General features: G+C 62.0%; 22 protein-coding genes. 10 read left to right on the top strand and 12 right to left on the bottom strand.

The window, feature by feature from the left end; all coding sequences use genetic code 11:
• Positions 1-79: 79 nt before the first annotated feature.
• Together ACO076_RS13005 and ACO076_RS13000 are read left to right on the top strand one after the other, a co-directional pair.
• Complete coding sequence (locus ACO076_RS13005) at positions 80-619, top strand: hypothetical protein (RefSeq protein WP_421723258.1); 540 nt, start codon at positions 80-82, stop codon at positions 617-619.
• A 193-nt stretch (positions 620-812) separates the two neighbouring features.
• Entirely contained in the window at positions 813-1316 is a 504-nt protein-coding gene (locus ACO076_RS13000) for a hypothetical protein (protein WP_421723257.1), read from the top strand.
• A gap of 69 nt (positions 1317-1385) precedes the next feature.
• Here ACO076_RS13000 and ACO076_RS12995 read toward each other — a convergent pair whose 3' ends face one another.
• Positions 1386-1838, bottom strand: coding sequence for a hypothetical protein (locus ACO076_RS12995; RefSeq protein ID WP_421723256.1), 453 nt, complete (start codon positions 1836-1838; stop codon positions 1386-1388).
• A 290-nt stretch (positions 1839-2128) separates the two neighbouring features.
• Between ACO076_RS12995 and ACO076_RS12990 the strand changes: the two genes are divergently transcribed.
• The 3 genes from ACO076_RS12990 (at position 2129) to ACO076_RS12980 (ending at position 7519) form a co-directional block, all read left to right on the top strand.
• Complete coding sequence (locus ACO076_RS12990; RefSeq protein ID WP_421723255.1) at positions 2129-3247, top strand: hypothetical protein; 1119 nt, start codon at positions 2129-2131, stop codon at positions 3245-3247.
• Between the two features lie 191 nt (positions 3248-3438).
• Entirely contained in the window at positions 3439-4539 is a 1101-nt protein-coding gene (locus tag ACO076_RS12985; protein ID WP_421723254.1) for a hypothetical protein, read from the top strand.
• Positions 4540-5566: 1027 nt separating this feature from the next.
• The gene (locus ACO076_RS12980; RefSeq protein WP_421723253.1) at positions 5567-7519 is read left to right on the top strand and encodes a hypothetical protein; all 1953 of its coding nucleotides are present in this window, start codon (positions 5567-5569) and stop codon (positions 7517-7519) included.
• Positions 7520-8746: 1227 nt separating this feature from the next.
• Here the strand turns inward: ACO076_RS12980 and ACO076_RS12975 are convergent.
• From ACO076_RS12975 to ACO076_RS12950, 6 genes are all read right to left on the bottom strand, one after another.
• Positions 8747-9265, bottom strand: a complete 519-nt coding sequence (locus ACO076_RS12975) for an ester cyclase (RefSeq protein ID WP_421723252.1) — start codon at positions 9263-9265, stop codon at positions 8747-8749.
• Between the two features lie 719 nt (positions 9266-9984).
• Positions 9985-10275 (bottom strand): hypothetical protein, encoded by a 291-nt coding sequence (locus ACO076_RS12970; RefSeq protein WP_421723251.1) that lies wholly within the window; start codon positions 10273-10275, stop codon positions 9985-9987.
• 87 nt (positions 10276-10362) lie between these two features.
• Positions 10363-11772, bottom strand: a complete 1410-nt coding sequence (der, locus tag ACO076_RS12965) for a ribosome biogenesis GTPase Der (protein WP_421723250.1) — start codon at positions 11770-11772, stop codon at positions 10363-10365.
• A gap of 41 nt (positions 11773-11813) precedes the next feature.
• The gene (locus ACO076_RS12960; RefSeq protein ID WP_421723249.1) at positions 11814-12497 is read right to left on the bottom strand and encodes a tetratricopeptide repeat protein; all 684 of its coding nucleotides are present in this window, start codon (positions 12495-12497) and stop codon (positions 11814-11816) included.
• 99 nt (positions 12498-12596) lie between these two features.
• Complete coding sequence (gene panB / locus ACO076_RS12955; RefSeq protein ID WP_421723248.1) at positions 12597-13415, bottom strand: 3-methyl-2-oxobutanoate hydroxymethyltransferase; 819 nt, start codon at positions 13413-13415, stop codon at positions 12597-12599.
• 16 nt (positions 13416-13431) lie between these two features.
• A complete protein-coding gene (locus tag ACO076_RS12950; RefSeq protein ID WP_421723247.1) occupies positions 13432-14001 on the bottom strand; it encodes an NnrU family protein in 570 nt (189 codons plus the stop codon).
• Between the two features lie 150 nt (positions 14002-14151).
• On the opposite strand from ACO076_RS12950, the gene ACO076_RS12945 reads away from it, so the two are divergent.
• The gene (locus ACO076_RS12945; protein ID WP_421723246.1) at positions 14152-14574 is read left to right on the top strand and encodes a L,D-transpeptidase; all 423 of its coding nucleotides are present in this window, start codon (positions 14152-14154) and stop codon (positions 14572-14574) included.
• 30 nt (positions 14575-14604) lie between these two features.
• Positions 14605-15120 carry a L,D-transpeptidase gene (locus ACO076_RS12940; protein WP_421723245.1) on the top strand — a complete coding sequence of 172 codons (516 nt, stop codon included), beginning with the start codon at positions 14605-14607 and terminating at the stop codon, positions 15118-15120.
• Positions 15121-15234: 114 nt separating this feature from the next.
• On the opposite strand, the gene ACO076_RS12935 is transcribed toward ACO076_RS12940, so the two are convergent.
• From ACO076_RS12935 to ACO076_RS12920, 4 genes are read right to left on the bottom strand one after another with little or no spacing between them, the layout of a single operon-like run.
• Entirely contained in the window at positions 15235-15876 is a 642-nt protein-coding gene (locus ACO076_RS12935) for a ThuA domain-containing protein (protein WP_421723244.1), read from the bottom strand.
• A gap of 32 nt (positions 15877-15908) precedes the next feature.
• The gene (locus ACO076_RS12930) at positions 15909-17009 is read right to left on the bottom strand and encodes a Gfo/Idh/MocA family protein (protein ID WP_421723243.1); all 1101 of its coding nucleotides are present in this window, start codon (positions 17007-17009) and stop codon (positions 15909-15911) included.
• Between the two features lie 45 nt (positions 17010-17054).
• The gene (locus ACO076_RS12925; protein ID WP_421723242.1) at positions 17055-19241 is read right to left on the bottom strand and encodes a glycoside hydrolase family 3 C-terminal domain-containing protein; all 2187 of its coding nucleotides are present in this window, start codon (positions 19239-19241) and stop codon (positions 17055-17057) included.
• 2 nt (positions 19242-19243) lie between these two features.
• Entirely contained in the window at positions 19244-20416 is a 1173-nt protein-coding gene (locus ACO076_RS12920; RefSeq protein WP_421723241.1) for an ROK family protein, read from the bottom strand.
• A 209-nt stretch (positions 20417-20625) separates the two neighbouring features.
• Here ACO076_RS12920 and ACO076_RS12915 point away from each other — a divergent pair, with 209 nt between their 5' ends.
• The 3 genes from ACO076_RS12915 to ACO076_RS12905 all read left to right on the top strand — a co-directional run bounded on the left by ACO076_RS12915 (position 20626) and on the right by ACO076_RS12905 (position 23799).
• Positions 20626-21879: an extracellular solute-binding protein gene (locus ACO076_RS12915; protein ID WP_421723240.1), complete on the top strand. Its 1254-nt coding sequence runs from the start codon at positions 20626-20628 to the stop codon at positions 21877-21879.
• A gap of 128 nt (positions 21880-22007) precedes the next feature.
• Positions 22008-22907 (top strand): carbohydrate ABC transporter permease, encoded by a 900-nt coding sequence (locus ACO076_RS12910; protein WP_421723239.1) that lies wholly within the window; start codon positions 22008-22010, stop codon positions 22905-22907.
• Positions 22900-23799, top strand: a complete 900-nt coding sequence (locus ACO076_RS12905) for a carbohydrate ABC transporter permease (RefSeq protein ID WP_421723238.1) — start codon at positions 22900-22902, stop codon at positions 23797-23799. Before ACO076_RS12910 ends, ACO076_RS12905 begins: the two co-directional genes overlap by 8 nt.
• Positions 23800-23834: 35 nt before the next feature.
• On the opposite strand, the gene ACO076_RS12900 is transcribed toward ACO076_RS12905, so the two are convergent.
• Positions 23835-25679, bottom strand: coding sequence for a DUF2264 domain-containing protein (locus tag ACO076_RS12900; RefSeq protein WP_421723237.1), 1845 nt, complete (start codon positions 25677-25679; stop codon positions 23835-23837).
• Positions 25680-25685: the final 6 nt, after the last annotated feature.

Genomic DNA, 25685 nt, shown 5'->3' with positions numbered 1-25685 from the left:
CCCCTCCTTCCCTCATCGCGGGCGTGCGATCTCCCGCGCCGCAAATTTGGATTGGCACCACCGATCGAGGAGAAACCGCATGAGACCACATCCCCGCAGACACGGCCTCCTGGCTTTTTGCGTTGCTTTCGTGGCTGCGAGCCAGGTCGGGGCGCAGACGGATGACGGCAGCGGCGCCGTCGTCTCGGCTGAGGAACTGAAGAACCGCTGCTTCCTGATGGCCACTTTCGAGGGCGACGCACCGGACGCCTACGAAGCGGCGGTCTTGTCAGGCCCGTGGCAAGACGTGGTTCGGGCGTTCGGCGATGCCGCCTTTCTCGAGGTCCTTTGTCTCGGTGACCAGGACCATCGTGCCGCCGTCTATATCAGGGACGACGACGGCACGTTCCAGATGTCGTCTCCCGCCTACCCGCCGCGCTGGCACGTCGGTGACGACGGCATGTTGTGCTTCGGACTTGCCGACGATTCCGACCGAAGCTGCGGCGCGGTTGTCGCCTATCCGGAAAGCGGTGCTGTCCGGCTTTATCGCGACGGTCCGGTCTTCGCCCTTGTGCAGGACGACGACGGCAACCCCATCTACGACGACATTCACATCCACCTCATGGCCGTTTCGCCGTAGACCAGACCGAACCGACGGCGCGAGCCGGTGTGCTTGAGGACCCTAGCCGAGCCATAGGGCGTGAGCACCGGTTCCCGTTCGCCGAAACCGTCGGGACGCCACGATACTCGGCCGCGGACCTTCCAAGCGGCGCCCGTCGGTATAGGATCGGCGTCGGCCAGCCGTCGGCCATGCCGAACAAGGAAACCCTGTCATGCTCCGGCTCTACGCCGCCACCGTCACCACATCCATCGGCGCTGCGATCCTGGGCTTCGCCCTCGCCGGATCACCGGCCCACGCCGACGCGACCACCACCTTCACCGTCGAGCAACAGGCGCCGATTCTCGCCTACATCGATATCGGTGTCGCCGGGCGATCGCATGCCGACGTGCTTGCCTTCGAGGCCGCATTCGCCGGTGAAGGCGACACAGCCGGCAAGCTGACCGGCATTCTGATCACCGCCGACGTTCCCACCGCACCGGGAGACATCCACGAGGATCGCATCGGCCAGTTGGTGTTCGACTTCGGCGGCGGCAACAGCATCGTCGTCGCCGGCGTTTCGGTCTACGCCGACAACGAGACCGAGATGATGCCCGGTGAGCCACAGATCCGCGCGGTGGTCGGCGGTACGGGTCAGTACATCGGCGCCCGCGGTCAGGTCACCACTGTGCGCAAGCACGACGGCACCTACGCCCACGCCTTCGAGCTGATCGACTAGGGGCGCCGCGGGATCGGGGGGCGCACCGGATCGCCGTCGCGGCGATCCGGCGTCAATAACGGCCGGGCTCTATTGCCCGGTGACCTTGAGCGACTGATCGAGCACGTCGTCTGCGGCATGCGCGGCCCGCCACATCTCCAACAACTGTGCATCGCTTGGCGAGTCGGTGCTGATCACCTCCTCCGCGAGACTGACGAATTGCAGATAGGCTGCCTCGAACGCCGCCGCGGCGTCAGCGGAATCGTCGCCGGCAACCGCCTTCCACTGGGTCCAATGTTGCTCAACCTCACCGATTTGCTTTTGAAATTCATCCGTCGGCGTGGTGTCCGGATCCTGGCCGCCTCTGATTTGGCCCTGAGCATCGGGTGCGGCCGCATGATACATGGCGGCTGCGACAAGCTCCCAGAGACTGACTTCGACTTCGCGTAAATAGTGCTCCTGGGCGAGTGCCTCGTTGCTTTGTGCGCTGGTGGATACGGACAGCATCGCGGCAAGGGCGACGCCGGCTAGTAAGGCTCTCATTCGTCATACTCCCCGGTTGGACAACGCCCTTTTCGTGGCATCCTCGGATGTCAAAAAGGTGGTGCCAATCCAGCCGTTCCTGAGGGTTCCTTCCGACCCGAGTTCGACGTGAGCATCTAGGAACGATGTCATAGGACCATTGTCCGCTCAACGGTTGATGGTGATGCCTGCTTTTTGGTCACTGCCGCTTCGCGCAAATAGTGTATGCATCCGCCGGGCGATTAGGGGGGTGTTGCTGTTGATGGGCACGCCTTTCCCCATAGGCAATATTGACGTGGAGGATTGAGGTCATGCCCAAGCAAATCAGTGATGTTTTCGTATCCGGCAGCTTTGCCATCAACTTTTCCAAGTCCGGTCAGAAATGGAAGATCGACAAGGACATCGATGTCGGTGCAAATGGCACAGTAGTCTTTAGCGGATTCACCGACAGTACGCTCGTCAACAAAGGTTACGTTTATTCGTACATCTTTCAAGGTGCAGTATTTAGCAAAGACGATGCGACGCTCATCAATAAAAAACCCGGTCTCATCAACGGAAGCTCAATAGGCGTGCTTTTCAGTCCAGAGCTTCCTACCGACGTCAAAGGGTCGGCCGAAAATCACGGTAAGATATTAGGTGGCAATACAGGCATATATAATGATGCGATGGGTGATTTCACCGTAGAAAATCACGGCGAAGTTTACGGCTATAGCAGCGGTATTTCTTCTGCGGCGTTCAATGTAGGCTCAACCGCCGGCCCGGTCATCAAGAACTACAATTTTATCAAGTCCGATGTTTACGGCGTCGATGTTGCCAGCGGTCCCAGCCTGCGGACGAAGATCGTCAACCAGAAGGATGGCGTCATCGAGGGCGGTACGTTCGAGGATGGCGGCGCTGCCGTTTACAGAGCAAGCGGCGATATGACCTTGATCAACAAAGGTAAGATCAAGGGGGACGTCATGAGCGGTGCAATCGGCGACAAGATCACTGTCATCAACACCGGCAAGATCAAGGGCGATGTCTATCTTGGCTTCGGTGACGACGAATTGGACAACCGCGATGGCAACATCACCGGTTACATCTACGGGACCATCGGCAAAGACAGACTCATCGCCGGAGACAAAAAGGAAAAGTTCGTCTTCGACCTCGCCGGCCCCGATCGCGTGAAGAATTTCGAGTCTGGCAAGGACACGTTCATCCTCGATCAAAACGCGTTCCCCGCCCTTGCCCCTGGACCGCTGGAAAAGTCCGCCTTTCGCAGGGGCACCGAGGCCGAAGACGGCGACGACCGGATCATCTACGACACGGACAGTGGCAAGCTGTATCACGACGACGACGGTGCCGGTGCAAATCCGCACGTCCAGATCGCCAAGGTCGATCCTGGCCAGAAGCTGAAGTACTCCGACTTCACGGTCGAGTTGTTCGTCTAGCGTCAAACAACCAGGCTTTCGCGGGGTCCGAAGGCCGCCTCGCCTGCTCAACTAACGATAGCCGATGCCTGCTTTTTAGTCACCGCCGCTTCGCGCAAATAGTGTATGCATCCGCCGGGCGATTAGGGGGGGCGGTGCTGTTGATGGCACGCCTTTCCCCATAGGCAATTTTAACGTGGAGGATTGGCGTCATGCCGAAGCAAACCAGCGACATTTTCGTGCCCGGCGGTCCAGCGATCGAATTCACCAAGTCCGGGCAGAAATGGAAGATCGAAAAGGATGTCGATGTCGGCTCGAACGGCTCGACGATCTTCAGCGCATTCACCGACAGCACGCTCGTCAACAAGGGCTACGTCTATTCGTACTCCGCATCCGGCGCGTGGTTCACCAAGAACAATGCGACGTTCATCAACAAGGAAACCGGCCTTATCAATGGCGGCTCAATCGGCGTCCTTTTCACTTCAGAACTTGCTACCGACGTCGAAGGATCAGTCGAAAACTACGGCAAGATATTGGGCGTTAATGCCGGCATATACAATACCGCGATGGGTGATTTTACGGTAGAGAACTACGGCGAGATATACGGCTACTATAACGGTATCTACTCCTTCGTATCGAACGTCGGCTCGACCGCCGGCCCGGTGATCAAGAACTTCAGTTCCATCAAGTCCGATGAGTTCGGTGTTCAAGCCCTCAGCGGGTCCAGCCTGAGGACGAAGATCGTCAACAAAAAGGATGGCGTCATCGAAGGCGGCAAGGCGGCTGTCTTGAATGCAAACGGCGATATGAAGCTCGTCAACAAGGGCAAGCTCAAAGGTGACGTTTCGACCGAAAATGCTAACGAGAACACGGTCATCAACACCGGCAAGATCAAGGGCGATGTCCGTCTCGGTTTCGAGGACGATAAGCTGGACAACCGCAACGGCGAAGTCACCGGCTACATCTACGGGGCCGCGGGCAAAGACAAGCTCATCGCCGGAGACAAAAAGGAAAAGTTCGTCTTCGACAACCCTGTCGGTTTCGATCGGGTGAAGAACTTCGAATCTGGCAAGGATAAGTTCTTTCTCGATCAAACCGCGTTTACCAGCCTCGTTTTGGGACCGCTGGAAAAGTCCGCCTTTCGCAGGGGCACCGAGGCCGAAGACGGGGACGACCGCATCATCTACGACAAAGACACCGGCAAACTCTACATCGACTCGAACGGCAATGCCGGCGGTGGGCAGGTCCAGTTCGCCAAGGTCGACTCCGGCCAGACGCTGAAATACTCCGACTTCACGGTCGACGTGTTCTAGCCAAAAAGCCTTCCGCCTGCTGCCCGGCTTTCAATGACTAACGACGCCATGATCGTCAGAACAAGCATCGGTCCGACGGTTTCCACCACGCGCGCCCTTCAGCCGCGCCGTGACGCGACCACTTCATCACCTCTTACATTGAATTTGTTGGCTTCTTACAGAGAATTTGAGCGCTCACGGCTTCATGCGACCCACCAAAAGCATTGCTGTTTTTACAACCACAGTACACCTCCGATGAAGAGACCCTTACAGGGGGATTACAAGTAATTAGTAGATTATGTGGCGTGCAGGTTAGGCTTGACAATATCGGGCGTTTTGCGTTTGTACACTTCCCCGTTATTTTCAGATCATCGTTAGGAGGAACACCGTATTCCGGCGTCGTACAATTTGGTTTGGTGCAATTGTAAGTGTCAGCATATTCTGAGTAAGCCGGCAATGGCCCGAGAAATACAAGAACTGCGGCAGTCGCCAGAACAAGCTGGACCAGACGTCGCGTACTGAATGCACTGTCGAAGTCAGATTCCTGCATTTGGTAGAGGCTCCTCTTCACATCTATTTCCCTAAGTTGAGAAAAGCCGATTCTACTCTTTTGAATATAGTTTAGTTTGGCGCACAATAGAGGAAATGTCAACAGATATTTGCCAGATAGGTCCCTTTTCAGCGGGCGATGATGCGCCAACGGTTGTTAGCAGGACGCGATCCCGGCCGTCGCACCTCGTCTATCATCTCCGACCCAAATCCGGCGCGAGCCTCGAGGAACAATGTCATAAGGCCGTTGTCCGCTCAACGGTTAATGGCTGAGGCGCGCTTATTGGTCACCAAAACGTCAGGACACTGGTGTAGTTCCTAGACGGACAATCAGGGGATGCTGTCGTTGATGCTGCGAACAGCTTCGAAGAGGGCTCTTCGCCTGCCAGCCTGCTCTCCGTCGCGCCACGGAGCCTATGGTCAAAAACCTATGGTTGCCTGTACAACACCGTAGAGAGATTGATCAGCAGAAACCGGCGACCGAGTTGAGAGAGAGACAATGCTGGACCTGACGACCGTCACTTTCACCAACTTTTCGGACGTCGTGACCTTCACTGACACGTTGAGCTTCCCGCCGGACCTGTCGCCGGCGGTCGGTATCGTCAACGATGACCTGGTGAAGGCCCTGCGCGGCGGCGACCTGATCGAGGCGCGCCTGACCGCGACCGTCGGCACCACTCTCAACGTCACGATCACGGGCCTGGCGAACAACACGATCGACAGCACCATCGCGACGGGTCGGGGCGCCGACCGGATTTTCGGTCACCTCGATGTCAGCGGCGGCGATCTGGGCGAGCGTGCTCTGTTTGGCATCGATAACACCGATGGGTCGATCAAAACCGGCAAAGGCTCGGATCTCGTGAAGGGTTCGGTGACCGCTGCGGATGACGGGTCCGGGGTCATCGAGGCGACCGGCTTTGCAGGCGGGACCGTCAAGACGAAAGGCGGCAAAGACGAGGTCAAGGGCGAAGCCTCGGCGATCGGCGGACCCGGCAGCGAGGCGAACGCCTATGGGATTGCCGGGGCGGACATCGACACCGGCGACGGCGACGATCTCATCCGTGGCAAGGCGATCGCCCATTCGGAGATCGATCCCTTCGCCGCAGGCTTGTTCGTCACCGACGTCAACACCGGCGCCGGCGACGATCGGGTGATCGGTGTCGTGGAACTCTCGGGGGATGGCTTCGGCCATGGGATCGACGGCGACGACGACGGGATGGAGACCATCGTTCGCACCGGTGCCGGCGACGACCTGATCGAGGGCAGGGCCAAAGTCACGGTTGGTGCCGGTGACGATGCGGACGGAGATGGCATTGACCGTGGGCTCTACAAGACGGGCCGCGGCGACGACACGGTGAGCGGTCGCGTCGTCGGGGACATCGCCGACGGTAGCATCAGCACCGGCAACGAAGGGATCAATGGCGCCGACATCTTCACCGCGAAGGGTCGCGACATGGTGATCGGCGAAGTGATGCTGACCATCGCCGATGGAGGGGATATCGGCGACGTCCGTGGCCAGGGCATCGACAACAGCCTGGTCGAAACCGGCGATCATGACGATACGGTGATTGGCCGGGTCGTCAGCCTCGGCGGTGACGAAGACGAACTAATCTCGAACTGGGGCCTCAGCACCATCGATATCTTCACCGGATCGGGCAACGACAAGGTGCTGGGCGAGGTCGAGGTGCGGGGCGGGACGAACAGCACCGTCGGCAGCAACTGGGGCATCACCACTGCGGATATCTTCACCGGATCGGGCAACGACAAGGTGCTGGGCAAGGTCGAGGTGCGCGGTGGGATGGACAGCGACCTCGGCGGCAACCGGGGCATCACTTCTGCGGATATCTTCACCGAAGATGGCAACGACAAGGTGATCGGTAAGGTCCTCGTCGAGGGCGGGGACGGCAGCGATCTGGGGTTTTTCAGAGGCATAGACAGTGCCAACATCAGCACCGGCGAGGGCAGCGATACGGTCAAGGGCAAGGTATCGCTTTCGGTGACGGGAACGCCAACAGACGCTCATGGCACCGGCCTGCGTGGGCTTGGGCGGACTATCGACACCGGCGACAAGGCCGACAAGGTGATCGGTATCGGCGCCGACATCGCGATCGGCGGTGAATCCTACGGTATCGCAGAGTACACCATCTTGCTCGGCAACGGCGCCGACACCGTCAAGGCCCGCGGCGAGACAGCAGGCGTCGACAACGTAACGATCAAGGGCCAGGGCGGCGACGATCTCTTCGACCTCCACAGCGGCACCGGGCTCATCGATGGCGGCAAAAAGGAAGACACGCTGGTGCTGAGCGGCGACTCGGGCGACTTCACCTTCACCGACAATGGTGGCACGGCCGGCAACATCACCGACGGGGTCACCGATCTCGATGTCGAGAAGATCGAGAATTTCCGTTTCGACAACGGGCTCTTCACTTTCGACGAGCTGTTCGTAGCCTGATCCGAGGCCGTCTTCGGGTTTTGAATGTCGCGGAAGGGTTGGTAGTTGGCTTTCATCGGCAAGGAGCCCCCGGCCCGATGACTGGAACCGGATCGGGTCGCAGCCACGTTGTAGCGGAACGCTCAATTGCTGTCCGGCAGGCGCTCCGCGCCAAACAGCATCACACAGGCTTTACGGGAAATGAGGTTGTCGTAGCGGCCGCGCATGGGCCAATGGTGAGGGAGTGAAACACCGCGTTCAAGCACCCGAAAGATGCAGGCAGCGGCACTTCGTCCGTCAACAGCGTTTCCGAACGAGCCCGGCCGCTAAACGACGCCCACACTCTTCTGGCCGCCTCAGACACCGATATCAACAGGTGGTCGTTGTGTTGATCTTTGCCCCTTGACCGTCAGGAAGCGGAAAGTCGCATCTGCATCGAAGCGTTTCGCCAATCTCTTTGACTTCATCCTTCGGACATCTCGCCTCGATCCGTCCAGTTTTGCACACCAAGTCTCTTGGTTTGTACTCTCTGTTGTCCCATTTGCACTGGACAGACACATAATACAAATGTTGATCAGCGTCGACTTGAAATGATGTGGAGCACTTGACCCCCGGATGCGCGTCACATGTATAGTCGATGTGTTGTTGCGCCCCAGCGGAGTTGTATGACAGAACCGCACCAATCACTATGAACAAGGCTAGTATTGACCTCCTCATGCGATACATCCTTTACTACGAGCCTCTGTGATCTTCAGCGATATACACCTGATGTGTTTCAATTTTATTACGGGTGCGCGTTGGCGGTGAAGCCGACTCACCATGAGCGCATGCGATTCACAGTCATCTTTGTCTCCAAAAGGCGAGCTACTCGAACACTATGAACTCGACAATCAGGCTGCAAATGAAACTCCTAGCCTGTAGTTCAATGCTTGCGATCAACCGCGGATTCCGAGCGGCACGAACATCAGAGTGGCGGTTGCGCACCCAACTGCCTCGGCGGCAAATCTGGCCGCGAGGCTTTACGCCTTACAGCCCGACGCCCGCGCCGCTCACGCGACCGGAGGGTGCGGCGGTTCAACACACTCCCGTACGTCGTTCTTCACCGAATTGGCGACGTGGCTCACCGCATACGACTGCATCAGATCGGGGTCTTGGGGCGTGAGCAGCGCACTCACCCGGTCGGCCGGCTTGCGGATCTCGGTCGTCCTGTGGTTCCGCCAACACGGCGGAACGACATGTCCGCTCCCGTCAGTTGTTGTTTGGAAGCGCGCCAATCTGGCGATAGAGACCGTATTTGTCCCAGGTGACCCAGGTCTCTGCGATCTTGCCGTCTTCGACACGTGTGAATTCGACCGAGTCATAGGTCACCGTTGTCCCGGTCGGCTCCTCTCCGACAAAGGAGCCCGTGTGCTTGGCGCTGATGACAACGCGTGTCGCGACGAGATTGCCCTCGGCGACTTGCTCGCTGGAGGTGACATGGACGTCGCTGAAGGCCGCGTGAAACTGCGCGAGTTCCTTCTTGAGCTCTTCGATGTCCCGATCCGACGGCGCTTGATCGGAAATCGGCGAGTCGACGTGGTTGACGTAGTCGGGCGCGAACACCTCTTCCGGGGTGACGTCCGTACCGCTCATCCAGAGTTCAATGGATTCGTACGCGATCTTTTCAACCGAGTCCGTATCGTCCGCGTTTGCCAGTGACGGCTGGGCGATGAACAGCGTAACGGAAACCAGGACCGTTAACGGGAGGCAGCGACGAAGTTCAGCCATTGGAAGTCTCTCTCATCCAATTGCTGTTGTTGATATGGGATCGTCCGGCGATTTCAAGCCGTCGGTATACAAAGCCTATGAGTCTTTCCTGCCCGCCACGGTGTTATCCACCCCTCTACAACGCCTTAACAATGTACCGTCATTTTAACCTCTGCATCTTCTGAACCCGTATTACCGCATTTACACTCCATATAGGAAATAACACCTTTTGCGGAAGAGCAATCCATTAGAACACTCGGCGACTTACAATGCAGCGCCGTGGGCTCGATGAGATCATGAGGATCAGACTTTAGTGCACATGTTCCTTTCGCTACAGCATCCTTCTGATGAGCCGTTACCGTCCCGGCATCCGCGTAAGCACACTTGTCACCTTCTTTTGCAACCAGACATTTGCAGGTAATCACCCCTGTCCCGCTTGCCGTCGTACATTGCAGATCCGCATGTGCCTCGGACACCGCCAACATCCCCAGCGACACCGAAAACAGTACGGACCATTGCCAAAGAACTGATCGCATGACCGATCTCCATCGCCGACACTGAGGCCACCCTGGGCCCTCCTGTTCATAGGGTGACGCTGTTCCTTGAAGTGCGCAAGCGTTTCGCACGCTTGCAGGTCAACGCACTCCTGGGCGTTTTCGAACCTCCTGAAGTCGCCCCTGTTTGGCCAGGCGTTTCGGCCTTGCCCGTCTCAATCGTCGCGCACCACGCTGTCCGATCAGTCAGACCGGCGACCCGCCCTTCTGATCCGAAGGCGTCTCTAGCGACCTTCGGGCGGCGACGACCATGAAGCCGGGGCCGGGCGTCCAGGCATTGGGGTTGCGGATGATGCCGAGCGCCTCGCGCAGCATCGCTTCCGGCATGTACCCGCCGTCGATCAGCTTCGGCGCCAGCGTCAGCGACCAGGTCTCGGCCTCGGCGGCGCCCGGCGTGTTGCCGGCGTGGTTGAGGATCGGCTGGATGTGGCGGGCGTCGATCTCGGTGAAGCCGAGACCGGCGAGCAGCCGCGGCAACCGGCCGCCGAGTTCGAAGTCCCAGCTCTGCGCCGCGGCGAAACCGAGATAGGCGGTCCAGAACGTCGCCCACAGCCGACTTGGCCCTCACCGCTTGCGCTTGCGGCCCTCGAACGGATTGTCGCCTTTGCGCAGCATCAGCCGGATCGGCACGCCCGGCAGCTTGAAGTCGTCCCTGAGCGTGTTGACCAGGTAGCGCTGCCACGCCGCCGGTAGTGCGTCCGGGCGCGAACAGAACGCGACAAAACTCGGCGGCCGGGCCTTGGCTTGAGTGAGATACCGCAGCTTGATCCGCCGGCCGGCGACGGCCGGGGGCGGATGATTGGCGACGATCCCGGTGAGCCAGCGATTCAGTTTCGCCGTTGCGATCCGGCGGTTCCAGATGTCGTGGGCGGCGAGCACCGCGGTCATCAGCTTTTCGATCCCCTTGCCGGTCAGACCCGAGACCGGCACCAGCGCCACGCCGCGGATCTGCGGCAACAGGTGGGTGGCCTCCTCGCGCAGCTCCTTCAGCGTCGCCTGCGGATCGTCGATCAGGTCCCACTTGTTGACGGCGATCACCACCGCCCGCCCCTCGGTCTCGACCAGATCGGCGATCTGCAAGTCCTGCTTCTCGAACGGCTGGGTCGCGTCGATCATCACGATCACCACCTCGGCGAAGCGGATCGCCCTGAGCGCATCGCCGACCGCGAGCTTTTCCAGCTTCTCCGACACCCGTGCCCGGCGGCGCAGCCCGGCGGTATCGAAGATCCGGAAGGCGCGATCGCGCCAGGTCCAGTCGACGGCGATCGAGTCGCGGGTTATCCCCGCCTCGGGTCCGGTCAGCAGCCGGTCCTCGCCGATCATCCGGTTGATCAGAGTCGACTTGCCGGCGTTGGGTCGGCCGACCACCGCGAGGCGGATCGGCTGGGAAGCGTCGCGCTCGACATCGCCCTGGCGGTCCGTGTCGCCGGTGTCGCGGGCGGCGTCGGAGGGGATGTCGCCGGCGTCGGCGAGGGCGTCGAGAAGCGTCGCGTAGAGGTCGGCCATGCCCTCGCCGTGCTCGGCCGAGATCGCCACCGGCTCGCCGAAGCCGAGCGCATAGGCCTCGATCAGGCCGGCCTCGGCGGCCCGGCCCTCGGCCTTGTTCGCCAACAGAATCACGGGCTTATCGGCTACGCGTAACAGCGACGAGAAGTGCGAATCGAGCGGCACCACTCCGGCCCGCGCATCGATCAGGAACAGGATCACGTCGGCCGATGCGACCGCCGCTTCCGTCTGCGCCCGCATTCTCCCGGCCAATGTATCAACTCCCGCCTCCTCAAGCCCTGCGGTGTCGATGGCGATGAAGTCGAGATCGCCAAGCCGGGCCTCGCCTTCGCGGCGATCGCGGGTCACGCCCGGCAGATCATCGACCAGCGCGAGCCGGCGACCAACCAGGCGATTGAACAGGGTCGATTTGCCGACATTGGGCCGGCCGATGATGGCAACCCGCGGCAGCGCTGCGACTTCGCTCATCGCTGTCGTCCCCGGTCCGCCCTCATGAGGGCGGCGCGCGCCTAGCCTTCGGCCGGCTCCGTTTCCACGGGCTCGCCCTGGCGTGAGGCGATCAGCGACAACATCACCTCGGCCCGGGCCCTTGCCCCCTGCCCGGTTTCCTGATCGTCAGCGATCTCGGTGAAGTACTGCCGTGCCGTCGTCAGGTCGTTTTCGCGAAACGCCGCGAAGCCGAGAATCTCCCGGGCGTTGTGGCGCCAGGGATTGCCGGTCTGGGCGAGATCGCCGATCCGCGACGATAGCTCCGCCGCGCTGGCGCGATCGGAGAGCAACAGGGCGGCGCGAAGGCGGGCCATATCGCCGATCAGCGGCGGCAGGCCGCTTTGGCTGGCAAGCGCGTCATAGTCGGCGAGCGCTCCATCGGTGTTGCCGGCGGCGGCTTTCTCGCCCGCGGCGCGAAACGCGGCGAGAATGGGATATCCGCCGCTGCCATCCTCGGCGATCCCCGAAAGGGCGGCGATCGCTTCGTCATGCCGGCCTTCCTCGGCCAGGGTGATCGCCGCGACGAACCGGTCGCCGGTCGACTCCGCCTGGCTGGTCTGCCAGTAAACCCAGCCGCGGTAACCGGCGGTCGCCACCACGATCAGCACGGCCAGTGCGATCAGATAGCCGCCGAAGCGATCCCAAAGCTGCTTGTACCGCTCGCGGCGGATGTCTTCGTCGACTTCCCGGAAAATGTCGGACATCAGGTCTCACAATCACAAGGCGCCCCGCGCCAGCGTCGGGCGCACACTATCTCCGGCGCCGAACGGTTGCAAACGTCTCCGCGTCTTGCAAAGCGCACCCTATGTCTTTGGTTTGTAGACGTGATCCATGGACGGGAAGGCACCCGACTTGACCGCATCCGCATAATCGCGAACGGCGCCTTCGATGTGGGTGGACAGATTCCCGAAGGTCTGCACGAATTTCGGCGTCCAGTCGCTCAGGCCCAGCATGTCCTCCAGTACAAGAATCTGCCCATCACAAGCGGGCGACGCCCCGATACCGATCGTCGGAACCGTGATCGCGTCAGTGATCGACCGGGCCAGCGGCTCGACGACGGCTTCGACGACAACCGCAAATGCTCCAGCATCGGTGACGGCCTTGGCGTCGTCACGGATCGAGTCGGCCGCTGCCGGATCGCGACCCTGCACCTTGAAGCCGCCGATCGTGTTGAACGATTGCGGGGTCAAGCCGACGTGTCCCATCACCGGTATCCCGCGCTCGACCAGGAATCCGATCGTGTCGGCCATGCGGGCGCCGCCCTCGAGCTTGATGGCGCCGCAGCCGGTTTCCTTCATCACCCGCGCAGCGGTTCGAAACGCTTGTTCGCGGCTCTCCTCGTAGCTGCCGAATGGCAGGTCGACCACCACGAGACTCTCGCTGGCACCGCGCATAACAGCACGCCCCTGGAGCACCATCATGTCAACGGTGACGGGGATTGTCGTCTCGTAGCCGTGCATCACCATACCGAGCGAATCGCCGACCAGGATGAAGTCGACAAACGGATCGATGATCCGCGCGGTGTGGGCATGATAAGAGGTGAGCGCGACAATCGGATCGTCGCCCTTGCGCGCTCGAATGTCGTTCGCCGTCAAGCGGCGGACTTTAGTCTGTTTGGACATAATCGGGTTACGTTCACTAAACCATGGCGCCAACGCCGAACAGCCACTGATGCGCCCAGACGACCAGCACGACATAAAGAACGACGCCGGCGACGACGGCCACCGCGTCGTATCGCCAATCGGCCGGTGGGCGCTCGGCGGCCGGGCGCCAATGTTGGGCGATCAGGTCTGCCAGTGCCCACACGAGAAACGCACCAAACAATACCGTCGTGGCGGTTTCGCCGTTCACAATTAGGTGAGCCGCCGCCCAGAGGATGGTCGCGATCAGCAGCGGATTGCGAACCGTCCGCGCGATGTAACTTCCGGGTGTTCCGCTGGCAACCGCCAGGATCAGTGCGACGAGCATCATCCCGGCCACCAGGTAGCGAAGATTGAAGGCCGGGAAATACAGAAACTCCGGGGCGCTCATGGTACGGCTAAAGCCCCAGATTATCAACGCGAATCCGACCAGGGCGACCAGCGAATAGAGACCCTTATACGGCCCCTCGCCCCACCTGGCGATCAGTGCGTCACGAGTGCCCGGTGAAGCCATCCGGAACGAGTGAACACCGAGAAACAGAATCAGACCGACGATCAGCAGCGCCACCGTTGCCCCCTTGCAATACCGGCCAACGATCTACCACGGACGTGAACCGGGTTACATGTTGTTTATGGAAACTCTGGTATCGTTCCTGATCAATGCAGGAGGGCTGAAGCCAGACAGATTGTCTGGACCGAAATAGAGAGGGCTGGACCTATGAAGATTTTCGGTATCATCGTCGCGTTTTTTGCATTCGTTGTCGCAGCGCCTGCCATGGCTGCGAAAGTGGAAGCGCGCATCGATCTCTCGTCGCAACGCATGTACGTCAAGGTTAACGGTGTCACCAAGTACAAGTGGGCGGTTTCGACCGGCCGCGCCGGTTATCGCACGCCGACCGGAACGTACCGGCCGAAGCGGCTGGAGCGGAGTTGGTATTCACGCAAGTACGACAACGCGCCGATGCCGCATTCCGTCTTCTTCCATGGTGGCTACGCGATCCATGGCACGACTGCGGTGCGTAACCTCGGTCGGCCGGCGTCGCATGGCTGCGTACGCCTCCATCCGTCGAATGCGGCGAAGCTCTATTCGCTGATCCGCAAATACGGCATGGGTAATTCCCGCGTCGTCGTCACCCGCTAAGCGACCGCGAAAGCGATGGGTACCGTTCCCATGAAACGGTCGTGGCGTCGGCTTCTGGTGCCGGCCGTCGCGACCGTGTTCTTCGTCAGCGGCGCAGGTATTGCCTCGGCCGAGGTGTTGGACGGGACGCAAGTCGCCAGCCTGGCCGAGGCGCCCGCGACCGAGGCGGCATCGGAGCCGACCAGGAAGCGGGTCGTGGCTCGGGTCGACCTCTCCGACCAGACCATGCACGTCTACGTCGACGAGCGGCTGGAGCACGTGTTCACGATTTCCAGTGGCCGAGGCAGCTACCGCACGCCGACCGGTCGCTGGAACGCTGAATGGCTCTCGCCGCGCCACCGGTCGCGCAAATACAACAACGCGCCGATGCCGTGGTCGGTGTTCTACTATCGCGGCTATGCCGTGCACGGAACGACAGACCTCAAGCGCCTGGGCCAGCCGGCGTCCCACGGATGCATCCGGCTGCACCCGGACAATGCCGAGCTTTTCTACAAGCTCGTGAAGTCGAACGGGAAGCAGAACACGCTGATCTCGGTCGTCCGATAATCGGCGCCAGCGATCCACCGAAAGCGGCGGCCTCATCGGTCGCCGCTTGGTCGTTGGGGGCGGGCGGGTGGCCGTCGATGGGCCGACCCAAGAAGGTTGCCGCCGGCGCGTCCGTCAGCGCGCCGCCCAAAGAAGGCCGCGGCGCAGGATGGTCCGCATCTCGGGCACGTCGAACTCCTTCGCCACATGACCGAGCGAGGAATAGAACACGCGGCCCTGGCCGTGGTGGCGCTTCCACACCACCGGCATGACGACGCCTTCGATCCAGGGTGCATACTCGCCGGAGAACGTCGTGGTCGCGAGAACCTCATTCGAGGGATCCACGTGCATATAGTACTGCTCCGACCGATAAGGGAAATCCTGGATGCCCTCCATGACCGGGTCGTCCGGTTTAGCGACATTTACCCGGTAGTCGATGATGTTGCCCGGATGGGCGACCCACTGACCGCCGCACATGAACTGGTAGTCGACCGCTTCGCGAAACGCGTCGCACATGCCGCCATGGTAGCCGCCGAGACCGACTCCGCCGCGCACCGCGGCGGTCAGGTTGTCGAGTTCCTCTTTCTCGATCTTGGACATGGTGTAGATCGGAACGACGAGGCTCATGTCGGCGATGGCTGGGTCGGCAAAGGCTTCCGTCGTATTCTCGACGTAGACCTTGAAGTCCTCTTCCTCCAGCATCTGGCGGATGATCTTGGCGCCCGCCTCAGGCTCATGGCCACTCCAGCCGCCCCACACAATCAACGCTTCACGCATGTTTGCACTCCTATCAATTTCGCTGCCGCGGCTCAGTCCAGCGCACCGTCGACCAGTTCGATCGGAAGCGGCGCCGGGCGCTCGGGCCGGCTTTCGATGACAACGTGGGCGCCGCTTTCGGACGACGCCTCGAACGCCTCCATCACTTCCAGGACGTGGAACGCGAGATCGCCGCTGGCACGGTGCGGACGCCCGGTACGGATCGCGTAGGCCATGTCGGCGACGCCGATGATGCGGTAGTTGCCATCGGCATAGCCGTGCTCGGTCGGCACGATCCGCCAGTCCTCGTCCCCGGTCATGGCAATTTCGATGTCACCGCCGAAGTGGTTGGGATCGGGCACGGCCATCGCCCCGTCGGACCCATAAAGCTCGATCGGTCGGTGACCGTGTTTGGCCACATCAAACGACATGGCGATGGTGACGATCGCGCCCGAGACAAACTCCAATGTCCCGGTCACATGGGTCGGCACCTCCACCGGGATCTGGGTTCCGTTCAACGGCTCGCTGGTGATCAGGCGCTCCGATCGAAGCCGCGACCTCATGCCGGCGACCCGGGCAACAGGCCCGAGCAGATTGACCAGATCAGTGATGTAGTACGGACCCATGTCGAGCATCGGACCGCCACCGCGCAGGTAATAGAATGCCGGGCTGGGATGCCAGCGCTCGTGGCCCGGGCACATGAAGAACGCAGTGCCGGCGATGGGCGTACCGATCGCGCCGTCGTCGATCAGCTTACGGCAGGTCTGGTGCGCTCCGCCCAGGAAGGTATCCGGCGCGCATCCGACCCGGAGGTCCCGCTCGGCGGCCGCCTCGAGCAGAGGCCGCGCGTCCGCGGTGGTCACGGCCAGTGGCTTCTCCGAATGAACGTGTTTGCCCGCCGCGATCGCCGCGAGCCCTACCTCCACATGGGCCAGCGGAATGGTCAGGTTGACGATGATATCGACCGACGGATCGGCCAGTAGATCGTCGACCGGAACTGCCGGCAGATCGAACTCGCGCCCTCGCGCTTCCGCCGCTGCAGCATCAATGTCGGCGACGCCACGCACGTCGAGGATCGGAAATCCCCGAGCGGCGGTGAGATAGGCGCCACTAATGTTGCCGCACCCGATGATGCCGATGCCTACTGTATCCAAAATCGTATCTCCTCGTCGCCACGCCCTCACGGCGCGCTTCATTATTCACGTCACGCGAAAGGGCTCGCTGAGCGCGTCTCCGTCCTCGGCGTGGCGGGCGGCGATCGCCACGTACTCAATCGGCTCGACCACCCAACGGCCATCGTTCCGGTAAGCGAGATCGGCGACCGGCACGGACAACGTCACAGCTCGCGTCTCTCCCGGCTCAAGCGAAACACGGGCAAAAGCCTTCAACTCCTTCGGCGCACGCTCGACCGCCGAGCCGCTGGCCGACACGTAGAGTTGAACCACTTCATCCCCGACGACGTTCCCGGTGTTGGTGACGTCGACGGTCGCTTTGACCGCGCCATCAGCCGCAACTGTCGACTCCTCGAGCCGGAGATTGGAGAGTGCGAAGTCGGTGTAGCTCAGGCCGAAGCCGAACGGGAACGCCGCCGCCGCACCGTCCCGATCGAGCTTCCGGTAGCCATGCCATAGGTCGTAGGTGATCGCCTTGGCGTCGCGGTCGAAGAATGGCAGATCATCCGCCCGTTGCGGGAAGGTGCAGGGCAGACGACCGCTGGGATTGACGCGGCCGAGCAGCACATCGGCCAGCGCATTGCCGCCTTCCATGCCCGGATACCACAGCATCAGGATCGCGGGCACGGAGTCGCGCCACGCCTCGGTGATCACCGCGCTGCCTGCCATGATCGCGACGACCGTCTTCGGATTGGCGGCCGCCACCGCCTGGATCAGCGCTTCATCATCGGGATGGAGGGTCAGGCTAAGGCGATCGCCGCCGGGCGAAAAGCCACCTTCGTCCATGTTGAGGACGCGGTCGGCGATGGCGACCTCATCTGATTCCGGTGCCGGAAACAGATCACGGAACGGCTTCAGCATGCCGGGCGGAATGTACTCGCCCTCGTCCGCGTGGGTATAGCCGACGACGACCAAAGCGACATCGGCGTTCGCTGCCTGCGCGGCCGCAGCGTCGCGATCCTGGCCGTCGTCGTGGAAGACCGTCATGCCCTCGCCGACCGCGGCGCGCACGCCTTCAAGTGGGGTCACAACATAGGCCGAATTGGTGTTGCTCGACCCGCCGTCGCCGGTGTTCGGCGTATCGGCGAGATGGCCGATAACCGCGATGCTGCCGACGTCGGTCAAGGGTAGCAGATCGCCGTCGTTCTTCAGAAGTACGATCGCCTTTTGGGCGACTTCGCGGGACAGCCGGCGATGATCCTCGCAACCGATCACGGCCCTCGGGTAATCGGCCGCAGTCGCCGTGTCCGCACCAAGCCGTAGCTGCTGCCGCAGCAGGCGTCGGGCCGCGTCGTCGATCCGAGCGAGCGGCACATCGCCGCTCTCCACCAGCGCCTTCAGATGCTGGCGGTAAATGGTGGCGAAGGGCATTTCGAGATCCTGACCGGCGAGTGCCGCCGTCTTGGCGTCCCGCATTCCGGTGATGAAGTCGGTCAGGACGTAGCCGTCGAAACCCCATTCCTGTTTGAGGATGTCGGTGAGCAGCGTCTTGTTCTGACCCGCCTGCTCGCCGTTGACGGTATTGTAGGCGCTCATCACCGCGGCGACCCCTGCGTCAACAACTCGTTTGAAGTGCGGCAGGTAGACCTCGTGAAGGGCGCGCTCGTCGGCCGACACATCGACGGTCTGGCGGGCGTTCTCCATCGAGTTCAAGGCGTAGTGCTTGACGCACGCCATCGCGTGGTTCTGGACGCCGGTGGCCAGCGCCGCGCCCATGACACCGAGGTGATAGCTGTCTTCGCCATAGGTTTCCTGCGCCCGCCCCCAAGCCGGATGGCGCAACAGATTGATGCAAACACCGCCGAACAGGTTGGCGCCGATCGCCCGCAACTCCCGGCCGATCGCATCGCCGACCCGTGCTTCGAGGTCGGGATCGAAGGTCGCGCCCCGCGCCATGGTGACGGGAAACGTCGTACCGCCGGCCATCACCACACCGCGCGGTCCGTCGCTGAACCGGATGCCGGGGATACCGAGCCGCGCCACTGCGCCCGCCACCCACGCCTGGCTACTGTAGCCACCGGGCGCGCTCATCTTGGCGAGGCCTTTCCAGAACGTCAGATCGCCGTCCATCAGGCCGAGCTTCTCATCCAGAGTCAGTTCGGCGAGAAGCGCCTCGACCCGCGCCTCCACGTGGTCGACTGTCAGCGGTTGGGCCACGTCGAACGCGTCGAATGCGGCGGCCGCTTCGGGTGTTGGTTCTGATGCGTGAGCCATGACTAGCCGCCCCCGTTCCTCTGCGGCCCGCTCGCCGGGCCGGTGGTACTCCACGGCGCGCCATAGAGATCGCGGAGCGTCATCGCCGCCGCCCCGCGCGCCCAGGTCTCGTCATTCCACTCGTGCACGACGACCTCCGCGACGTCCGCCAGGCTCGACGGGGTGAGCGAGGCCACCGCCTCGCGTAGCGGATCGAGAAGGTCATCGCCGATCGCGAGTCCGGCACCGGCGAGGATCACCTTCGGTGGCGCGAACAAAGTGATCAGATTGGCGATCGCCATTCCGACCGCATCGCCGACGGCGCGATAGACCTCAGCGTTGGCCGGCTTCGATTTGCTGCCGTTTCCCGCGCCATTAGGCTTCAAGGCCGTCGACACCACGTCGGCCAGGCGGCTCGGTGCGTTGCGCCCGTCCTGACGCGGATCGGCCACCAAGAGGTCGCCGAGATCGGGCCCGCGACCGTTCGCACCGCGAAACAACTCGCCTTTGTGCATGATGCCGAGGCCGACGCCATGCTCGAGACTGACGACCAGGAAGTCGTCAAGGCCACGACCCTGGCCAAACCAGTGCTCGGCCAGCGTCACCAGGTTGACATCTGTGTCGACGGTTACCGACAGGCCCAGTCGATCCGACAGTTCCTTCCCGAACGGAACGTCAGGCGTGTTGAAGATCGGACTCTGGCGGCAGAGGCCGGACTCGCGCTCGACGACACCCGGCAAGCCGACGCACACGCCACTGATCCCCTCGATGGTCAGCGACGCATCCGCGACGCTGCGACGGATGCCGTCCTCGACCAGATCGGCGATCACCGGTACCGACTGCCGATCGATGCGGATCGGCAGCGACAGAGCATTCATAACGTCGGCGCGGAAATTGGTCGTTGCGATCGTGATCTGATCCGGCGTCAGCTTGACACCGACCACATAGGCAGCGGACGGATTGAGCTCCAGCATCACGCGCGGGCGGCCGCGGGTCGCATCGCGAATGGCGCCGACCGCATGCGGCGCGATCAGGTTGTCGGCAAGCAGCAATGCGGTGATGGCTGAAACCGTCGTCGGGCTGAGCTCGGTCCGCTCCGATATCTCGGTTCGCGAGATCGGCCCGAACCGGCGGATCGTGTCCATGACATGGACGCGATTGATGGCTCGCATCAACTCTGGGTCAGCCGTCTTCACGATCGTCGCGCCATGAGAATAATTACGGATCGGCGATTTAATCCCACCGGTCCCGGACGGTGTCAACGGCGAAATCAGCCTAAATACACCGAGGACAGTCATTTCGCCCTTGACACAGATCAGGTCCGGCCGCAGATTTATTTTGCTATACGAATTAAAGAACGGGGCCGGTTGGCGGCCCGTCGCGACCTCAAAGGGAGGATGACGAAATGTGGAAGAGTGCCCTCACCGGCATGACCGTTGCCATGATGCTCGGCATTGCACCGGCCGCGGCCGACACGACCGTGCGGATGCTGCACGTCGAGTCGAACCCGGAAACCCAGGATCTCTGGAATCAGGCCGCGGCCGACTTCGAAGCGGCCAACCCCGGTGTCGATGTCGATATCCAGTATCTGGAGAACGAAGCGTTCAAGGCGAAGCTTCCGACGCTGCTGCAGTCGGATGACCGGCCCAACATCATCTACAGCTGGGGCGGTGGTGTCATGCGCGCCCAGAATGATGCGGGCTTTCTGGCCGACGTGACCGAAGAGGCCAGCGCCTTCACCGACGTGTTCTCACCCGGTGCCGCGCAGGCCTTCAATATCGACGGCAAGATCGTCGGCGCGCCGAACCATCTCTCCGAGGTCGTGTTCTTCTACAACAAGGATCTGATCGATCAAGCTGGTGTCGACGTCGACGCGATCGTGACCTGGGACGACTTCCTCGCCGCGGTGCAGCAGGTCAAGGATGCCGGCATCACGCCGATCGTCGTTGGCGGCGGCGAGAAGTGGCCGATGCACTTCTACTGGTCCTATCTGGTCATGCGTATTGGTGGCGGCGACGCCCTCGCACAAGCGACCGCCGAAGGCAGCGAAGGTTTCAACTCCGATACGTTCATCCAGGCCGGTGAGAAGCTGCAGGAGCTCGCAGCGCTCGAACCGTTCCAGGATGGCTGGCTGGCCACCATGTTCCCGCAGTCGGCCGGGCAATGGGGTGACGGCGAAGGCGCTTTCCAACTGATGGGAAGCTGGCTGACCAACACCCAGCGCAACAACGCCGCCGACGGCGTCGGCGTCCCCGACGACAAGATCGGTATCCTCAGCTTCCCGGTCATCGACGGCGGCAAGGGCACGAGGACCGAAACGCTTGGCGGGATCAACGGCTGGCTGATCACCGACGGTTCGCCGCCGGAAGCGATCGCCTTCGTGCGGCACTTCCTCCAGCCTGACTACCAGCGGATAGCGGCCGAGAAGGGTTTCTACATCCCGGCCAATGTCGGCATCGATGACGCGATCACCGATCCGCTCCAGAAGCGAATGGCAGAGGATCTATCGGCCTCGACCTACCATCAAATCTTCTTTGATCAGGACCTTGGTCCGTCGGTGGGTCGCGTCGTCAACGACATCTCGGTCGCTATTGCTGCCGGTGACATGACACCGGAAGAAGGCGCCGAAGCGGTCCAGGAAGCCTGGGAACAACGCTGAGCTTCCTCTTGATACGACGCCAAGACCGTGCCCCGATCCGCAGTCGGGGCACGGCCGTTTTGACCGGTCTACGATGATCGTGTCATCGTCTTTCCGACGGATCGGACGCTGAGCGGGATAAAGCAGACATGGCGGCCATCCCTTTTCTGAAGCGCGGTCGTTCGACCACACCCGGCGGGCTGACAACGGTCCTGATTTTCCTGCCGCCGGCGCTCATGCTGTTCACGGTCTTCGTGATCCTGCCGATCGGCGAAGCGGCCTGGTACGGCTTCTTCAACTGGAATGGCCTCGGCGCACCGGATCGCTTTGTCGGTCTGGAGAACTACGGGCAGATCTTCGAGAACAAGGTCTTCCGACACGCCCTTCAGAACAACATCCTGATCATTGTCGTATCGCTCGCCGTCCAGCTTCCGTTGGCGTTGGCGATGGCGGTGTTACTCGCCGACCGTTTCCGCGGCGCGGTCGCCTTCCGGATGCTGTTCTTCCTGCCGTTCATCCTTGCCGACATCGCTGCCGGCCTCATCTGGCGCTACATGTTCGACGGCAACTACGGGATGCTGACTCTCATCTCGGAGTCCCTCGGCTACGGCCCGGTCCACATTCTCGCTGACCGAGACCTCGCCTTCTCGGCGGTGCTGACCGTGATCGTTTGGAAGTATTTCGGCTTCCACATGATGCTCTACATCGCCGGGCTTCAGAACATTGACCCGCATCTCTACGAGGCGGCCGCGATCGACGGTGCCTCGCCCTGGCAGCGCTTCTGGTATGTGACCGTGCCGCAGCTCTCGCCGATGATCCGGCTGTCGATTTTCTTCTCACTGCTCGGCTCGCTCCAGTTCTTCGACATGATCGTCGCGCTGACTGGCGGCGGTCCACTGAACTCGACCCACACCATCGTCTCCTACCTCTACTATTTCGGGATCGGCCGCATGCGGGTCGGTTTCGGATCCGCCGTCGGCGTCGTGCTGTTCATCATCAGCGTGGTCGTCGCCTTCGGCTACAAACGGCTGTTCATGCGCGATGACTGACGTTGCCAAAACCCTCGACGATCGAAGTATCGTTTCCGACACGGCGGAACGCGGCGGCACCCGCCGGCCCGCCGGCGCCTCGGGATCGCTGACCCGTTGGCTGGTACTCTGTCTGGTCGCCGGCATCGTCATCGTCCCCCTGCTCGCCACCGCCCTCGGCGGATTCAAGACGCAGGGCGAACTGCGCGCCAACCCGTTCTGGATCCCGAGCGACTGGCAGTGGGAGAATTACTGGGACATTCTGTCGACGTGGCGGTATTGGGAGATCCTGGGCAACTCGCTCTACATCGCTGCGGTCACGGTCGCGCTGACCCTCGCCGTCGCCGCACCGGCGGCGTTTGCCTTCGCTCACCTGCGCTTCTTCGGCCAGCGGTTCCTGTTCAACTACCTGATCCTCGGCCTCACCTTCCCGTTCGCCACCGCGATCCTGCCGCTGTTCATCAAGGTCCGCGACCTCGGGCTGCTCAACACGCATTGGGGCGTGATCCTGCCCCAGGTTGCCTTCGGGCTCGCGATTTCAGTGTTGCTGCTCCGCAATGCCTTCCGGTCATTGCCAAAGGAGCTGTTTGAGTCGGCGATGGTCGACGGCTGCGGCTACATGCGCTTCTTCTGGTCGATGACCTTGCCGCTGTCGAGACCGATCCTGGCGACGGTCGGCGTCATCGCCTTCGTCACCAGCTGGAACAACTTCCTGCTGCCGCTGGTCGTGCTCAACAGCGAAGTGAAGTACCCGTGGCCGCTGGGGATCATGGTCTTCCAGGGCGAGTACTCGACCGACTGGCATCTGGTGCTCGCGTTCATCACGCTCACCATCCTGCCGGCGATTGTGATGTTCGTGTTCGCTCAGAAGCACATCGTCGCGGGCCTGACCGCCGGCGCGGTGAAGGGCTAGCGTCGGCCGCCCTCGCCCGCGCCGCCGTGCTTCCGTCAGTCTTCGACCGGATTCTTCTGCGCGCCCACCTCTTCGGCCCGGTCGAGCATTTCACGCAACGCGTCGACGGACGGCGCTTCCAGCGTCTCCTCGCGCGCGGAGTCGATCGTCTCCTCGTTCGGCGAGGCGAAGACCGCGCAGGCGAGAACATGCTCCCCGGCGGGCAGCTCTACATGTAGCTGCGGCACGTGCGCGCGCGGATAGTGCAAGGCGGTGCTGGCCATCGCCCGCCGCACCTGACCGGCGCGGGAAACGCTCGATGTCTCGGCGAGATTGACGATCGCCGAGCCGGCCGCGTCCGTCCGCACCCAGGCGACATCCTGTTCCTCCTCGAGGAGCCCCGGCGGCAGGTCGGTCCGCTCAATGCCGAAGCCCGCCTCCAGCGTGTGGAACGGCCGATCGCAGCGGATAACATGAACACGCACGTGCCAGAGCGGCCGCGCGATCAGCCAGGTCTCGACTTCGACGCCGTGGCACGGCCGCCACCGCGAATAGATGAAATCCTCGCCGATCCGGGCATCGTCGAGGACGTTCCGCTGGAAGCCGTATCGGCCGTCGTCCGAGAAGACCAGCATGTTGTCGTAGGCGTTGGTCTCAAAGCCGCGCGCGTCGCCATCAACGGAGAAACCGAAATGCGTCGCGTAGGCGAACTTGCCGTACTTGTCCTGCGCCGAGCGCATCGGCCGATCCTGGACGTTGCCCGACGACAAAAACACGGTGTTGTTCGGTTCCCCGAAGGTGACGAAACCCGGCGTCCGGCTCCGCTTCACGCCTTCCACCGGACGTCCCGGCTCTTCCGGCGTCGCCCAGAACGGATGATCGTCGCTGAGCGCCAGCGGCAGGAACGACTTCATCGCCCAGTACGGTGAACCCGGCGAATTGTAGTTCTCCGACATATGAAGCGTCGGGTAGCAGTAGCCGATCGACATCACCCCATCGCGGTCGAAGTAGTCGCGGTCGCCCCACCAGCGCATGTTGCGGGCCCAGATGCCGCGCACCTCGCCCCACGGCAGTGCTTCCACATCGGCATAAGCAAGCGATGCCCAGAACGCGGCCTGGGCAAACCGGTAGGTCATCGACCGGCCGAAGGCGAGGCCGGCGCCATCGTCGGCGAACCAGTCGCGAAAGTCGGTCGCGAATTCGGCTGCGCGCTCGCGAAACCGATCGTTTCGCGCGGTGTCGTCGGGCGCGAGCTTGGTGTAGATCAGCCCGTAGAAGTGCATGGCGAAGCCGATGTAGTGATCGAACCGCCGGTTCGGTCCATCGGAGTACCAGCCATCATCGACGTAGTAGCTTTCGAGGGTTTGCAGCGCACGTTCGCGCACCTCCAGCGAATGGTCGACACCGACCCGCTCCAGCCCGAGCGACACCAGCACCAGGAAGAAGTTCCAGTTGTTGGTTGGCACCTGAAGCGTGAGGATATGCTTCAGCCAGGTCGCGACGTTGTCCTTGGCGCGGTCCGATAGAGGCGCCCAAAGCGTGTCCGGAGCAAGCGCCAGCGAGAAGCCGAGCGCGGCCGACTCGACGATCCGCTGATCGAAATCGTAAGCCACGCCCCAGTAGTCTTCGTGCGACGGATCGGCCCCGTTGGCGAAGCCGTCCACGAACACCTGCCAATGGTCGAACGGCAGGCCGCCGGCGTTGAGCGGTACCAGTCCGAACAGTGGCCGAGCGAACCCCTCGAGCTCCGCGGCGGTCTTGGTGAAATGGGCGGCGGTCTGGCCGAGGTCGACCCGCCCCTTGCCCTTGCTGAAATAGGGAAGCAGCGGCTTCCACAAGGCGACGGCGGCCTCGCCGGATTCGGCACGCGACGAAAAGCGATTTCCTTCAATCGGATTCACAACAAG

Source organism: Bauldia sp. (assembly GCF_965232525.1).
GTDB lineage: Bacteria > Pseudomonadota > Alphaproteobacteria > Rhizobiales > Kaistiaceae > Bauldia.
This window is presented reverse-complemented; position numbering and strand designations above follow the sequence as displayed.

Excerpts from the sequence above, each read along its gene's own strand:
- ACO076_RS12910 (WP_421723239.1), top strand. The coding sequence starts at position 22,008 with ATGGCGGCCATCCCTTTTCTGAAGCGCGGTCGTTCGACCACACCCGGC.
- ACO076_RS12975 (WP_421723252.1), bottom strand. The coding sequence starts at position 9,265 with ATGGCTGAACTTCGTCGCTGCCTCCCGTTAACGGTCCTGGTTTCCGTT.
- ACO076_RS12985 (WP_421723254.1), top strand. The coding sequence starts at position 3,439 with ATGCCGAAGCAAACCAGCGACATTTTCGTGCCCGGCGGTCCAGCGATC.
- ACO076_RS12995 (WP_421723256.1), bottom strand. The coding sequence starts at position 1,838 with ATGAGAGCCTTACTAGCCGGCGTCGCCCTTGCCGCGATGCTGTCCGTA.
- ACO076_RS12960 (WP_421723249.1), bottom strand. The coding sequence starts at position 12,497 with ATGTCCGACATTTTCCGGGAAGTCGACGAAGACATCCGCCGCGAGCGG.
- ACO076_RS12915 (WP_421723240.1), top strand. The coding sequence starts at position 20,626 with ATGTGGAAGAGTGCCCTCACCGGCATGACCGTTGCCATGATGCTCGGC.
- ACO076_RS13000 (WP_421723257.1), top strand. The coding sequence starts at position 813 with ATGCTCCGGCTCTACGCCGCCACCGTCACCACATCCATCGGCGCTGCG.
- panB (WP_421723248.1), bottom strand. The coding sequence starts at position 13,415 with ATGTCCAAACAGACTAAAGTCCGCCGCTTGACGGCGAACGACATTCGA.
- ACO076_RS12990 (WP_421723255.1), top strand. The coding sequence starts at position 2,129 with ATGCCCAAGCAAATCAGTGATGTTTTCGTATCCGGCAGCTTTGCCATC.
- ACO076_RS12940 (WP_421723245.1), top strand. The coding sequence starts at position 14,605 with ATGAAACGGTCGTGGCGTCGGCTTCTGGTGCCGGCCGTCGCGACCGTG.
- ACO076_RS12945 (WP_421723246.1), top strand. The coding sequence starts at position 14,152 with ATGAAGATTTTCGGTATCATCGTCGCGTTTTTTGCATTCGTTGTCGCA.
- ACO076_RS12935 (WP_421723244.1), bottom strand. The coding sequence starts at position 15,876 with ATGCGTGAAGCGTTGATTGTGTGGGGCGGCTGGAGTGGCCATGAGCCT.
- ACO076_RS13005 (WP_421723258.1), top strand. The coding sequence starts at position 80 with ATGAGACCACATCCCCGCAGACACGGCCTCCTGGCTTTTTGCGTTGCT.
- ACO076_RS12905 (WP_421723238.1), top strand. The coding sequence starts at position 22,900 with ATGACTGACGTTGCCAAAACCCTCGACGATCGAAGTATCGTTTCCGAC.
- der (WP_421723250.1), bottom strand. The coding sequence starts at position 11,772 with ATGAGCGAAGTCGCAGCGCTGCCGCGGGTTGCCATCATCGGCCGGCCC.
- ACO076_RS12980 (WP_421723253.1), top strand. The coding sequence starts at position 5,567 with ATGCTGGACCTGACGACCGTCACTTTCACCAACTTTTCGGACGTCGTG.
- ACO076_RS12925 (WP_421723242.1), bottom strand. The coding sequence starts at position 19,241 with ATGGCTCACGCATCAGAACCAACACCCGAAGCGGCCGCCGCATTCGAC.